Below are 13826 nucleotides of genomic sequence, written 5' to 3' on the forward strand. Positions count from 1 at the left end.
ATTTATAAAAGCGTTCTAGGGTCTGTTACCACACCTGTTACCGCCGCTGCAGCTGCCACCAATGGACTTGCAAGCATCGTTCTTGAACCAGGTCCTTGACGTCCTTCAAAGTTTCTGTTTGATGTGCTAACGGCATATTTCCCAGCTGGAATTTTATCATCATTCATTGCCAAACAAGCCGAACAGCCAGGCTGTCTTAATGTAAAGCCAGCTTCTGTGATTATATCTAAAATACCTTCTTCCTTGATTTTGTCTTCTACCTCATGAGATCCAGGAACCAACCAAGCCGTAATATGGTCTGCCTTTTTTCTGCCTTTTACAATGGAAGCAAAAGCTCTAAAATCTTCAATTCTTCCATTTGTACAACTACCCAAGAACACATAATCCACTTTTTTCCCAATCATTTGGTCGTTTTCACCATACCCCATGTACTCCAATGATTTTTTATAGGTCGCCACACCACCTTCAACATCTTCTGCATCCGGAATATTGTTGGTAATACCAATACCCATGCCCGGATTTGTTCCATAAGTAATCATTGGCTCAATATCCGCAGCATCAAAGGTTATTTCCTTGTCAAATGTAGCATTAGCATCTGTTTTTAAGGTTTTCCAATGTGCAACAGCCTTATCCCATTCTCCACCTTTTAGAGAAAGTGGTTTGTCTTTTAAGTATGCAAAAGTGGTTTCGTCAGGAGCAATCATACCTCCACGAGCACCCATTTCAATTGACAAGTTACAAACTGTCATACGACCTTCCATGGTCATGTTTTCAAAAACATCGCCAGCGTATTCCACAAAATAACCGGTTGCCCCAGAAGTGGTTAATTTTGAAATGATATAAAGGGCCACATCTTTCGGTGTAACTCCTTTGCCCAATTGGCCGTTAACATTAATTCGCATTTTCTTTGGCTTGGGCTGCATGATACACTGAGTAGATAGTACCATTTCAACTTCCGAAGTACCAATACCAAATGCAATGGCACCAAACGCACCATGGGTTGATGTATGGGAATCTCCACAAACAATGGTGGCACCTGGGAAAGTTATACCATTTTCTGGACCAACAACGTGCACAATACCATTCTTTTTATGCCCAAGCCCCCAGTGGCTAATACCATATTCCTTCGAGTTATCTTCTAAAGCTTTTAACTGATTTGCAGAAAGTGGATCCTCAACAGGCAAATGTTGATTAATTGTTGGCGTATTATGGTCTGCTGTTGCGAATGTGCGCTCAGGATACAATACCTCTAAACCTCTGTTTTTTAGTCCTAAAAATGCAACAGGGCTTGTTACTTCATGTATAAAATGACGGTCGATGAAAAATACATCCGGGCCACCTTCAATTTTTCTTACAACATGCGAATCCCACACTTTGTCAAACAATGTCTTACTCATATATGTTTAATTTTATTTTAAATCTTAAAAGAATGTACTTTGGCAAAAGACTTGAACTGCCAAAAGGCTTGCAAATTTAGGAAAAAGTCCTTGTTTTTTCAGCATATAATAAAATTTAACCCGCTAGTCCATTTATTTTTATAAAATTGTTAATGGAATTTCAAATAATCAATAATATTTTAATAGAACAGCAATTATGATTATAAATTTTAAAGCAAATTTATTTACTGTCTAATCTAGCCTATCAGCCACATATTCCACCTCCGTTTTATCATGTGGTTTTGACTTGCCATCTGGTCCTAAATTAACCATAACAATATTTGATATGGTCATTTTATTTCTTACTTCGCTACTTAAAACCAAAGATGCTTTACCAAATTTTACAACCTCAATGCCAATTTCAACAATGTGGCCTTGTTTGGCAGACGCTTTGAAATCGATTTCACTCATGTACTTGGTCACTACTTTTTGGTTTTCTAATTGAATGATGGTGTAAAGCGCTGCCTCTTCGTCTATCCATTATAGCAATCTTCCTCCAAATAAAGTTCCGTTAGCATTTAAATCTTCGGGTTTTACCCATTTTCTGGTGTGAAATCTCATCTTTATTATAATTGTTTTTAAAATAGTTGTGGTTGTGAGTCATCTTCCGAATCATCGTTCGGTATTTTCAAATTATACCCTAATACCTTATTTATTTTCCTAATAAAATAGGCTGAAAGTAATGGTGATTCTTTTTCTATATTCTGATGAATGAAAAAATCAATTTCCTTAATACCTTGTTCTTTCCACATTTTTAAACGCTCTACCCAATCATTTAACCTGCTGTAATCGCTTGGGTGGTTTGCACCAACATATCTAACAAAAGCTGTGGGATTGGTTAATCTCATATGCAATAAATCACGACGGCCTGCGGTATCAACAATGACGTTTGAAATATTATGATTCTCCAAAAGCTGATATAAATCTTCAAAAACAGCTATATCATTATACCAATCGGTATGCCTAAACTCGATTGCTAAAGGAATTTCCCTAGGCCAATTTTCAACAAAATCAATTACCCTATTAAAATCCTTTGGAGCAAAATTATTGTGCATTTGCAAAAATACAGTGCCCAATTTTTCTTTCAAATTTGAAGCGTTGTATAGGTAATTTTCAACCACTTCATTGGTGTTATTCAAACGTTTCCAATGGCTTATTTCTTGATTCAATTTTGGAAAAAACTTGAATCCTTCGGGTGTTTTATCATACCATGTTGAAAACTGTTCCGCGGGAAAAATACGATAAAATGTAGCATTTAACTCGATGGAATTAAACTGTTTGGAGTAGTAAGCCAATTCGTCTTTTATGCCTTTTGGGTAAAATCCTTTTAAATCATCCTTGTTCCATTTAGCACAGCCTACATAAATTTCGGGCACGTTATCATCTTTCACCTTATTCAAAACACCCTTTGTATCAGGATGGTCTTTTGGCAAAGTAAAATCAACACCTCCCGGATTATCTGTACTTCCAAATTTCATATTCTTTTAATTTCTTTAAGGTTTTGGCCAAAGGCCGAATTAAAAACTCAATTTTAAATAACAATAAAGATAGAAAAAACAGAAATGTTAATAACCTCGTTAATAATAATAAATATGAATACTTCTATCAGTTTTGATAATATTTAATTTTAATGCAAATCTTTCAACATGAGCACCCGAAAATCCCAAATTAACGGCATTCGCCCAGAAATTTTAAGCACTACAATTAATGACAACATGAGCAGCGACGAGCGTTTTCAAAATTTAGTTTTGCGCCCTGTTATTAAGTTTCAAAATGATTTATTAATTGAAGTTTTTAGAAATTACATTACCAAGCACAAATCTGTGTTTTATGATTTATCTTTGGAGAAGCGTATTCTTTACATTGAAAATGCCATTCATAAAGACATGAAGTTCCGTAACTCCATGAAAGGTATGGTGATAGGTGTTTTTAGCGTTGAAGAATACCTTATTTACATTGAAAACTCTTCAGCATTGAACAAGCGCATGATGAACCTTGTAAAAGAACGTTTACTAAGCCAAATTCAATTGTTTGAAAAACCTGAACTACTAACAGCAGTTTAAATATTTGATGACCACTAAACTAAAACTTCTACAGATTTGCAACGATCTTGTGGATAAGCGCATTAATGGCTATAAAGAAGAAATCAGCTTAATAAAGGACGCTATAGAGAGCAACGATAAAGGAAACCTTGAAGAAGATGATATTGGGAATAGCAATCTGCTAGGTGACTTAGAAAAAAATCTAGGTTATTTAGCAGATGCACAAAAAAATAAAGCCCAATTACAACTTATAAAACCAAATATTGTTAATAATGAAGCGGTTTTAGGAAGTATTGTAAAAACCAATTTAATCCATTTTTACATTGCTGTAAGCCTTGGTAAAATTGATTTGGGGGATGAAGAAAGCTATTATGCCATTTCATTCAGCTCACCTATCGGACAATTATTAAGAAACAAAAAGGTTAACGACCAGTTTGAATTCAACCAATCCAAATATATCATTAAAGAAATTAAATAATCGAAACACCATTTAGATCGGTGGTTAACACATCACTCATGTAATCAAAAAATGGTCTTACGGATTTAAAAGCTGTATCAACTTGATTTATAAAATCTGAAGTAAGAACTTCTTGATCGGTAAACTTCTTAGTGAAAATGTATTGCTTTTTTTTGATTAAATCTATAGCCTGATGCTCTTTATCAAAACCTTTTGGAGCGGTTTTAACTTCATCGCCAATAAAGGTGTCACCCCAAATACGGTTAAAGTTCTTATTTGCTAAGATTTCGCGAATTTCATTATCATCCATTTCAAATTCCTTTCTAATCCGTAATAAATCTGCTGGGGCAGGTTCCCAAAACCCTGTGGCAATAAAGCTTTCGTTGTTGGGCTGAATGTGAAGGTAATAACCACCTCTTAACCTTGGTTTTACTCTATGGAACGAGCCGCCAAAATGGGTTTTATAGGGTAATTTGTTTTTTGAAAATCGGACATCTCTATAAATCCTGAATATTTTTAGCTTGTCCACTTCGTCATGTTTATTTAGGTTTTCAAAAACTTTTTGATAAAATGCTTTGACTTCTTTTTCAATGGCCTTAAATTCAGACTTGTTTTCGTTAAACCAATCTCGGTTATTGTTTTTTTCAAGTTTTTTAAAAAACTCGAAGACTGATTTTGGAATTGTAATACTCATTGCAGAATTTTTGGTTGATGAAATTAAGAAAATTAATGGCGTTTCACATAACGAAACCTTAATTATTCAAACTCTATGTTTTTTAAAATCAACCCTGAGGCCGGGGCTATATACTCCATCTTCATATTGCTGTTGGGCAATAAGCTAGCACGAATATCTTCCAAAGATAATTTTCCTTTCCCTAAATCAATAAGCGCTCCCATAATCAGTCTAATCTGGTTGCGCATAAAACCTTTTCCTTTTACTCGCAGTAAATAGGTTTTTTCAGGAAAATAACTTGCGGTATAAAGTGTGTTTTCAATAAGTTCACAGGTGAAGATTTCTCTCGTATAAACACCATTGTCTGTGGGTTTGTAACAATAAGACCTTAAATAATTTTTACCTTCAAATAATTTAGCTCCAAGTTTCATGAGTTCAATGTCTAAGTCATTTAAAATAGTGGTCATAATCGGTGCACAAAAAGGATGGCATTTTTCACCACAAGTAAATAAATAAAGGTATTCCTTTACTTTTGAATGGTTGATGATGTTGAATTTAGAATCAACCTCTTTGATGCTAAGAGCCCGAATATCCTGGGGAAGATTGTAATTGAAAAGATTCAGAAATTCTGATTCATTTTCAATTGGTTCGTTCAAAAACAGCTCGAAGGCTGCACATTCTGCTGAAACCATTGCATCGGTCCTGCCTGAGCTCAAGGTTTTAAATCGTTTACCTTCCAGAATAAATTTCAAGGTTCTATCTACCATCAAATGAAGGGTTTTTACATCTGGCTGTTTTTGCCAACCATGAAACCGATAGCCCAAATATTGAATATTTATAACATAAAAGAACTTTTTCAAAACTAAACTACTTATGCCTTCCCTGCAACTCCTTTTCGATGTCTTTTAAAGTAAACCCTTTAGCTTGAAGCAACATTAAATAATGAAAAAATAGGTCGGCTGATTCGTATAAAAATAATTCATCGTTATTATCCATGGCCTCAATAACCGTTTCAACAGCCTCCTCTCCTACTTTTTGGGCTACTTTATTAATCCCTTTTGAAAACAAACTAGCCACATAAGATTTAACGGTGTCCTTATTTGCCACTCGTTCGGCTATAACATTTTCAAGTGTAGAAAAGAATCCGTAATTAGCTGTATTGTCCTCGCCCCAACAATTTCCAGTTCCTTTATGACAGGTTGGCCCAACAGGGTTAACTTGTATTAAAAGGGTATCGTTATCACAATCGTTTTTAATATCAACAAGATTTAAGAAATTACCACTCTCCTCGCCTTTTGTCCACAAACGTTGTTTGCTTCGGCTATAAAAAGTAACCTTTTTCGTTTCCAATGTTTTTTGATAAGCCTCTTCGCTCATATATCCCAACATCAAAACGTTTTTTGTTGTTGCATCTTGAATTATGGCAGGAACTAATCCGTGGGCATCGTATTTAATTTTCATAATTTCGGTTTATGGAATGTTAAAATAATACATCGACTGAGCTCAGTATGGCAATCAGCATAACGACTAAAGTCGTACTTCTATATTGTTCTTTTTTAATTCTTTTTTCAATTCCATAATGGGGATTTCACCAAAATGGAACACACTAGCCGCCAAGGCCGCATCAGATTTTCCTTCCTTAAAGGTATCGATAAAATGCTGAATGGTTCCAGCACCTCCAGAGGCAATAATTGGAATATTCAATTCTTTCGATAATCGAGCCAAAGCTTTATTTGCAAATCCATTTTTAGTACCGTCATGATTCATTGACGTGAACAAAATTTCACCTGCGCCTCGTTTTTCAACTTCTTTTGCCCATTCAAACAAATCGATGTCAGTTGGAATACTTCCACCTGCCAAATGGACTTTCCATTGGCCATCCACTTCTTTAGCATCTATGGCAACAACAACACATTGACTCCCAAACTTGTCGGCCAATTCATTTACCAAATCAGGTCTTTTAACAGCCGAAGAGTTGACCGATACTTTGTCAGCCCCACATTGCAATAAATCGTCAACATGCTCTACACTCGAAATGCCACCACCAACGGTGAATGGAATATTAACCTGTTCTGCCACATGCAAGACCATATCCAAAACGGTTGCACGACCTTCAAGAGTTGCCGAAATATCCAAAAACACCAGTTCGTCAGCACCTAGTTCAGCATATTGTTTCGCTAGTTCGACAGGATCTCCTGCATCCCGTAAATCAACAAAATTAACACCTTTTACTGTGCGTCCATTTTTTATGTCCAAACAGGGTATGATTCGTTTTGTAAGCATTATACAAATTTTTCTAATTGATGCAAACTGATTCTGTTTTCATAAATGGCCTTACCAATAATAACACCTTCGCAACCAAGTTCCTTTAATACTGGAAGCTCCTCAATTGTTGAAATACCACCGGAAGCAATAAGCTTTATGGATTGCATGCTACTATTGCTGCATTGCGAAAGGATTTGTTTGTACAGTTCAACCGAAGGGCCTTCAAGCATGCCATCTTTAGAAATATCGGTGCAAATAACATATTTTATTCCTTTTTTTTGATAGTCTTTTATAAACGGAATCACTTCATTTGTGCTTTCTTCTTGCCAGCCACTTATAGCAACCTTACCATCATTGCTATCTGCACCAAGAATAATCTTTTCACTTCCATACTTGCCAATCCAACCTTCAAATATTTTAGGGTTTTTAACAGCAATACTCCCTCCTGTAATCTGTCTTGCGCCAGAATTAAAAGCGATATGCAAATCTTCATTGGCTTTTAAACCGCCTCCAAAATCAATTTTTAATTTGGTTTTTGAGGCAATTTGCTCAAGAACTTTATAATTAATAATGTGTTGTGCCTTAGCTCCATCCAAATCCACCAAATGTAAATACTGGATTCCTGAACCCTCAAACATTTTGGCAACTTCCAAAGGATTTTCGTTGTAAACCTTTTTTGTATCATAATCGCCTTTTGTCAATCGGACACATTTTCCGTCAATAATATCGATAGCTGGAATTATTCTCATTTTTTTACGCTATTTGCTTTTAGCCATTGTTTGAAACTCACTGTCAAAATTAATCTATAAGTTTAAAAAGTTCTGCAATATTTTTGCTCCAGCTGTACTACTTTTTTCTGGGTGAAATTGAACACCGTAAAAATTGTTATGCTGCAAAGCTGACGCATAATTAATACCATAATCTGTTTTAGCAATGGTCTGCTCACAGTGCTCGGCATAATAACTGTGTACCAAGTACATATATTCATTTTCTTTAACGCCTTTAAACAAGTCAGATTTTAAGTCTTTGATGACATTCCAACCCATTTGAGGAACTTTTACCGCATTGGAAAACCTTTTAACATCAGTATCAAAAACCCCCAAACCCTTTGTGTTTCCTTCTTCAGTGTATCTACAAAGCAGCTGCATTCCCAAACATATGCCCAAAACAGGCTGCTTTAAGTTTGGAATCAATTTATCCAACCCCGTTTCCTTAAGCATGCCCATGGCACTACTAGCCTCACCTACACCTGGAAAAATAATTTTATCTGCAGATGCTATTTCTTCAGAATTATTTGATAAAACAGCATCATAACCCAAACGCTTGAAAGCAAATTGAATGCTTTTTATATTCCCAGCTCCATAATTTATTATTACTAATTTCAATTGATTACAATTTGCGATTTTTGATTTACGTCAATTTTACTCGTCAGACGTAAATCTACATTCCTAAATTCTTCTAAAGCATGCCTTTTGTTGAAGGCAAAATCATTTTTTCAACATCCCGTTTTACCGCCATTTTTATGGCTTTGGCAAAAGCTTTAAAAATAGCCTCAATTTTGTGGTGTTCATTAGTTCCTTCTGCTTTGATGTTCAAGTTGCACTTTGCTCCGTCAGTAAACGATTTAAAAAAGTGGTAAAACATTTCTGTTGGCATCTTTCCAATCATTTCACGTTTAAAGTCCGCTTCCCAAACTAACCAATTTCGCCCTCCAAAATCTATTGCCGCTTGGGCGTAGCAATCATCCATTGGCAAACAGAACCCATAGCGTTCAATCCCTAATTTATTCCCTAATGCATTATGAAACAACTCACCAAGGGCAATGCCTGTATCTTCAATTGTATGGTGCTCATCCACTTCCAAATCACCATCAACTTTTATGTTTAAATCAAGTTGACCATGTCTTGCAATTTGGTCGAGCATATGGTCAAAAAAAGCAATGCCTGTTTCAATTTTGCTTTTTCCAGTACCATCAAGATTTATTTGAATGGCGATTTTTGTTTCATTCGTATTTCTAATAATGCCTCCTGAACGTTTGTCGGCTTTTAAAAAGGCATAGATTTTAGCCCAATCGTTACTTTCTAAAGCTATATAGTTTTCCAGCTCTTCACGTTTAACTGTAATTTCATCTGTTCCCAAATGGGTTTCATCATTAATAAAAATGCCTTTTGCCCCCAGGTTTTTAGCCAGTTCAATATCTGTTAAGCGGTCGCCGATGACAAAGGAATTTTCCAAATCATAATCCTCAGAAAAATATTGTGTTAAAAGCCCAGTATTGGGTTTTCTGGTTGGTGCATTGTCTTTGGCAAAGGTTCTATCAATAATCTGCTCTTTGAACACAATGCCTTCATCCTCAAAACATTTAATAATGAAATTGTGCGTTGGCCAAAACCTGTCTTCCGGAAATGACTCGGTTCCCAAACCATCTTGATTGGTTACCATAACAAGTTCATAATCCAACTCTTTGGCAATTCTGCCCAAATACTGAAACACTTTAGGGTAAAATTCCAATTTCTCAAATGAATCTATCTGCTCATCAGCAGGTTCCCTGATGATGGTTCCATCCCTATCAATAAATAGTACTTTTTTCATTAACAAATGGATTTTAATGTTTTTATCAATTTCTCATTCTCTTCAGGCGTTCCAATTGTAAAGCGCAGACAATTTTCACATCCAGGTTGGGTTGTTCTATTTCTAATGACAATTCCCTTTTCCAACAATTGATTATATCTCCCTGTAGCATCATCCACTTTGGCTAAAATAAAATTAGCATCAGAAGGATAGATTTTTGAAACAAAATTAACAGATTTCAACTCAGATATTAAAACTTCTCTTTCCTTTAAAATATTTTTAACCTCCTTACTTATCCTTTCTTGTACCTTTAAACGCATCATGGCTCGTTGTTGGGTCAATTCATTGACATTGTAAGGGGGTTTTATTCTGTTTAAAACTGAAATTATTTCCGAGGAAGCATAGCATATACCTAAGCGAATACCAGCCATCCCGTAAGCCTTGGAAAGGGTTTGCGTAACAATCAAGTTGGGAAACTCGCTCAAACTATTTACCCAACTCTCTTGGGTTGAAAAATCAATATATGCTTCATCTATAACAACAATTCCTTTAAATTTTTTTATCAACTTTTCAATTGACTTGGCTTCAAAACTATTCCCTGTGGGATTGTTTGGGGAACACAAAAACAACAATTTTGAATTTGCATCAGCAATTTCCAAAATCTCATTCACTTTAGGCTGAAAGTTGTCATCCAGCTGAACACTTTTAATATCAATGGCGTTAACATTGGCCAAAACTTCATACATACCGTATGTAGGCGGCAAGGTTATGATGTTGTCTTGATTCGGCTCACAAAACGCCCTAAAAATAAGGTCTAAAACTTCGTCACTCCCATTGCCCAAAAGGATACGTTCTTCAGAAACGCCTTTTATAGCAGATAACATTGATTTTAAATTGCGCTGCAACGGGTCTGGGTAACGGTTCACGCCATTTTCAAATGGATTTTCATTGGCATCCAAAAACACCATATCATCACCATCACCCTTAAATTCATCTCTTGCTGACGAATAGGGCTTTAATGCTTTTATGTTTTTCCTTATTAAGTCTTTAACGTTCATTTTTTCAAATCCTTTAAACGAATGGAAACAGCGTTCTTGTGCGCTCGCAAACCTTCTGCTTCTGCCATGATCTCTATGGTTTCACCAATATTTAAAATGCCATCCTTTGATATTTTTTGAAAGGTCATACTCTTTTGAAAACTATCTAAATTTACTCCCGAATAGGCTTTACTAAAACCATTTGTTGGCAATGTATGGTTTGTTCCAGAAGCATAATCCCCAGCACTTTCAGGTGTGTAATTTCCAATAAATACCGAACCGGCATTACTAATCCCGTTTACATATAAATCTTCATTCTTTGAGCAAACAATAAAATGCTCAGGGCCATATTCATCAATTAATTCAAGCGCAACAGCATCATTTTCCACATAAATCAACTTTGAATTTGCAATAGACTTTTCGGCAATGGCTTTACGCGGAAGCACATTTAACTGTTTTTCAACTTCTTCGGAAACAGAATTTATTAATTCTTTGGATGTTGAAACCAAAATAACCTGGCTATCCGAACCATGTTCAGCTTGACTCAATAAATCTGATGCCACGTAAGAAGCATTGGCACTTTCGTCAGCAATGACCAATAATTCACTCGGACCTGCGGGCATATCTATTGCTACACCAAATTTAGTGGCCAATTGCTTTGCAACAGTGACAAATTGATTTCCTGGACCAAATATCTTATGGACTTGAGGAATTATGGTTGTTCCAAATGCCAATCCTGCAATGGCCTGAATTCCACCAACTTTAATGACCTTTGTTACCCCACAAAGTTGGGCGGCAAACAAAATTTCCGGAGCCAATTTGCCTTCTTTGTTAGGTGGGGAACATAAAACAATCTCCTTGCAACCAGCTATTTGGGCAGGAACTGCCAACATTAAAACCGTTGAAAATAAAGGAGCAGTTCCTCCGGGAATATACAATCCTACTTTTTGAATTGGACGTTTTTCCTGCCAGCACAGCACGCCATTGGCAGTTTCTACTTCAACTTTTCCTGTTTTTTGTGCCTTGTGAAAGGCTTCTATGTTTTGCTTTGCCATTTTTATGGCATTTTGAAGTTTTTCCGAAACCTTTGAAACAGCTTCCTGAAGTTCTTCAGAAGATACCACATTCGATTTTAAAGAAACCCCATCGAAGCGTTCGGTGTATTTCGCAATTGCTTCATCACCATTTTGACGTACATCATCAAAAACCTGATTTACTATACCCTCAATATCATCGACAGTTTGTGTAGGTCTTTTTAAAATTTCTGACCAAGTATTTTTATTTGGATTGTTAATTATTTGCATTATCAAATTAGTTAATGTGATTCTGAAGTAAGTTAAGAATCACAAAGGTCAAAGTACCATTTTCTCAATAGGGCAAACCAATATTCCTTGGGCGCCTTTAGCCTTTAAATCGTCAATAACTTCCCAAAATTCATTTTTATTGATTACGGAATGTACAGAACTCCAACCTTCTTCAGCCAAAGGTAAAACCGTTGGACTTTTCATGCCTGGGAGTACACTGATGATGTCTTGAACTTTATCGTTTGGTGCATTTAGTAAAACGTATTTTGAATTTCTGCCTTTTAAAACCGATTTAATCCTAAATTGAATCTTATTTAGAATATCAAGTTTGTCCTCATTTAAAACAGGAGAAACAGCTAGCACAGCTTCAGATTTCAAAATGGTTTCAACCTCCTTTAAATTGTTTTTAAACAAGGTGCTCCCGCTGGAAACAATATCACAAATAGCATCTGCCAAACCGATATTAGGGGCTATTTCAACCGAACCATTAATTATATGTAGGTTTGCATTTACTCCATTTTTATCCAAATAGGTTTGAACGGTATGGGGATAAGATGTTGCAATACGCTTACCTTCCAAATCCTTTATACCATTGTATTTAACCGATTTTGGCACAGCAATACAAACACGGCAGCTTGAAAACCCAAGTTTTTCAACAACATTAATGCCTTCCCCTTTTTCAATCAAAACATTTTCGCCAATAATGGCAGCATCCACCACACCGTCTTTTAAATACTGTGGAATATCGCCATTTCTTAAGTAAAACACTTCAACAGGAAAACCTTTTGCCGAAGCCTTTAGCTGGTCCTTACCATTGTCGATGTTAATGCCAATGTCTTTTAAAATCTGCATCGAGTCTTCGTTCAATCGACCCGATTTTTGCACTGCAATTCTTAATTTACTCATTATCTAATTTTTATGAGTTTGAAACAATCTAGTTGGTTTTATTAAAAAACCCGTTTGATGGTCTCAAACGGGTTTAAATATATGTTGACTTTACTCAATACATTCTCACTTCGCTTGAGGGCAAATGTGAAAATGATGATGTTTTTGAATAAAATTCATGTCTTTTTTGTCTTTTGCAAATATCTATAATTTATGTCAATAATTCCAAATATTAACCGCAATTATTAAAACATTTGAAAATTAACAACATTCGGCAACAAAAAAATCAATAATATTTAAAGGATTACGCAGATATCTAAATTATTTTAATCTTACTGATTTCCCAAAATAATCGGCATACCACTGTCTCCTGACCCTATAACAATAACCTTGCTATTCGGGGATTCTGATAATTTAATTGTAGCATCTATACCTTTATCCTGCAAAATCTTATCCGTCAATGAAGCACTCAATATTCTGTTGGCATCCGCCTTCCCTTGTGCCTCAATCCTTACTTTATCTGCTTCCTTTGCAGCAGTTACCAATCTAAATTCATATTCCAGTGATTCTTGTTCTTGCTTTAGTTTACGTTCAATGGCATCTTTAATCGTAGGAGGAAGTGTTACATCCCGCACCAAAACTTCGTTTAGCTGAATGTATTGGTCATCTACAATCTTCTGGGTTTCTTCAAAAATTTCTTGTTGAATAGCATCACGCTTGCTTGAATATAACTGCTCTGGGGTGTAACGACCAACCACACTTCTTGCTGCAGAGCGTATGGCAGGCAATAGAACCCTATCTATATATTGTTCACTTTTTTCTTGGTGCAATTTTCCTAATTCGTTATACATAGGTTGAAACCAAACGGAAGCTTCAAGTTTAATGTCTAACCCGTTAGACGATAAAACATTCATCTTCTCTAAACGTTCTTGTTGACGAACCTCATAAACATAAACCTTGTTCCATGGTGCCACAATATGAAAGCCCTCTCCTAATGGGGGTTCGTCTGTTACAACCCCTCCTCCAAAGGTTTTATAAAGCACCCCAGCTTCACCAGAACCGATGGTAACTGCAGATTTAGTTAAAATTATTACTAATACAATCACTCCAATAATAAATGGAAGTGCCACTTTTGGTAATTTGTCCATGTGTTTGT

At 35.8% G+C, this 13826-nt stretch carries 15 protein-coding genes and 1 pseudogene; 2 read left to right on the plus strand and 14 right to left on the minus strand.

The window, feature by feature from the left end:
- Positions 1-2 precede the first annotated feature (2 nt).
- The 3 genes and pseudogenes from leuC to ACB104_RS00250 form a co-directional block, all read right to left on the minus strand.
- A complete protein-coding gene (leuC, locus tag ACB104_RS00240; RefSeq protein WP_370476161.1) occupies positions 3-1397 on the minus strand; it encodes a 3-isopropylmalate dehydratase large subunit in 1395 nt (464 codons plus the stop codon).
- 231 nt (positions 1398-1628) lie between these two features.
- A pseudogene (locus ACB104_RS00245) lies at positions 1629-1997 on the minus strand (acyl-CoA thioesterase).
- 17 nt (positions 1998-2014) lie between these two features.
- Positions 2015-2914: a DUF72 domain-containing protein gene (locus ACB104_RS00250; protein WP_370476163.1), complete on the minus strand. Its 900-nt coding sequence runs from the start codon at positions 2912-2914 to the stop codon at positions 2015-2017.
- 168 nt (positions 2915-3082) lie between these two features.
- Between ACB104_RS00250 and ACB104_RS00255 the strand changes: the two genes are divergently transcribed.
- The gene (locus tag ACB104_RS00255) at positions 3083-3499 is read left to right on the plus strand and encodes a glyoxalase (protein ID WP_370476165.1); all 417 of its coding nucleotides are present in this window, start codon (positions 3083-3085) and stop codon (positions 3497-3499) included.
- Between the two features lie 7 nt (positions 3500-3506).
- Positions 3507-3956, plus strand: coding sequence for a hypothetical protein (locus tag ACB104_RS00260; protein ID WP_370476166.1), 450 nt, complete (start codon positions 3507-3509; stop codon positions 3954-3956).
- Here the strand turns inward: ACB104_RS00260 and ACB104_RS00265 are convergent.
- From ACB104_RS00265 to ACB104_RS00315, 11 genes are all read right to left on the minus strand, one after another.
- A complete protein-coding gene (locus tag ACB104_RS00265) occupies positions 3949-4629 on the minus strand; it encodes a DUF2461 domain-containing protein (RefSeq protein WP_370476168.1) in 681 nt (226 codons plus the stop codon). The genes ACB104_RS00260 and ACB104_RS00265 overlap by 8 nt on opposite strands.
- 62 nt (positions 4630-4691) lie before the next feature.
- A complete protein-coding gene (locus ACB104_RS00270; RefSeq protein ID WP_370476169.1) occupies positions 4692-5468 on the minus strand; it encodes a tRNA pseudouridine synthase A in 777 nt (258 codons plus the stop codon).
- Between the two features lie 7 nt (positions 5469-5475).
- Positions 5476-6069: a bifunctional phosphoribosyl-AMP cyclohydrolase/phosphoribosyl-ATP diphosphatase HisIE gene (gene hisIE, locus ACB104_RS00275; RefSeq protein WP_370476171.1), complete on the minus strand. Its 594-nt coding sequence runs from the start codon at positions 6067-6069 to the stop codon at positions 5476-5478.
- A 66-nt stretch (positions 6070-6135) separates the two neighbouring features.
- Positions 6136-6891, minus strand: a complete 756-nt coding sequence (gene hisF / locus ACB104_RS00280) for an imidazole glycerol phosphate synthase subunit HisF (RefSeq protein ID WP_370476173.1) — start codon at positions 6889-6891, stop codon at positions 6136-6138.
- Complete coding sequence (hisA, locus tag ACB104_RS00285; protein WP_370476174.1) at positions 6891-7622, minus strand: 1-(5-phosphoribosyl)-5-[(5-phosphoribosylamino)methylideneamino]imidazole-4-carboxamide isomerase; 732 nt, start codon at positions 7620-7622, stop codon at positions 6891-6893. The genes hisF and hisA overlap by 1 nt, the downstream gene beginning before the upstream one ends.
- Before the next feature lie 54 nt (positions 7623-7676).
- Positions 7677-8258, minus strand: coding sequence for an imidazole glycerol phosphate synthase subunit HisH (gene hisH / locus ACB104_RS00290; protein ID WP_370476176.1), 582 nt, complete (start codon positions 8256-8258; stop codon positions 7677-7679).
- 73 nt (positions 8259-8331) lie between these two features.
- On the minus strand, positions 8332-9465 hold the full coding sequence (gene hisB, locus ACB104_RS00295; protein ID WP_370476178.1) for a bifunctional histidinol-phosphatase/imidazoleglycerol-phosphate dehydratase HisB: 1134 nt from the start codon (positions 9463-9465) through the stop codon (positions 8332-8334).
- Complete coding sequence (gene hisC, locus ACB104_RS00300; protein WP_370476179.1) at positions 9465-10502, minus strand: histidinol-phosphate transaminase; 1038 nt, start codon at positions 10500-10502, stop codon at positions 9465-9467. The genes hisB and hisC overlap by 1 nt, the downstream gene beginning before the upstream one ends.
- Positions 10499-11785 carry a histidinol dehydrogenase gene (gene hisD / locus ACB104_RS00305; RefSeq protein ID WP_370476181.1) on the minus strand — a complete coding sequence of 429 codons (1287 nt, stop codon included), beginning with the start codon at positions 11783-11785 and terminating at the stop codon, positions 10499-10501. The genes hisC and hisD overlap by 4 nt, the downstream gene beginning before the upstream one ends.
- A 48-nt stretch (positions 11786-11833) precedes the next feature.
- Positions 11834-12691, minus strand: coding sequence for an ATP phosphoribosyltransferase (gene hisG, locus ACB104_RS00310; RefSeq protein WP_370476183.1), 858 nt, complete (start codon positions 12689-12691; stop codon positions 11834-11836).
- 311 nt (positions 12692-13002) lie between these two features.
- The gene (locus ACB104_RS00315) at positions 13003-13818 is read right to left on the minus strand and encodes a prohibitin family protein (protein WP_370476185.1); all 816 of its coding nucleotides are present in this window, start codon (positions 13816-13818) and stop codon (positions 13003-13005) included.
- Positions 13819-13826: the final 8 nt, after the last annotated feature.

Source organism: Tamlana flava (assembly GCF_041287255.1).
GTDB classification, from domain to species: Bacteria; Bacteroidota; Bacteroidia; order Flavobacteriales; family Flavobacteriaceae; genus Tamlana; species Tamlana flava.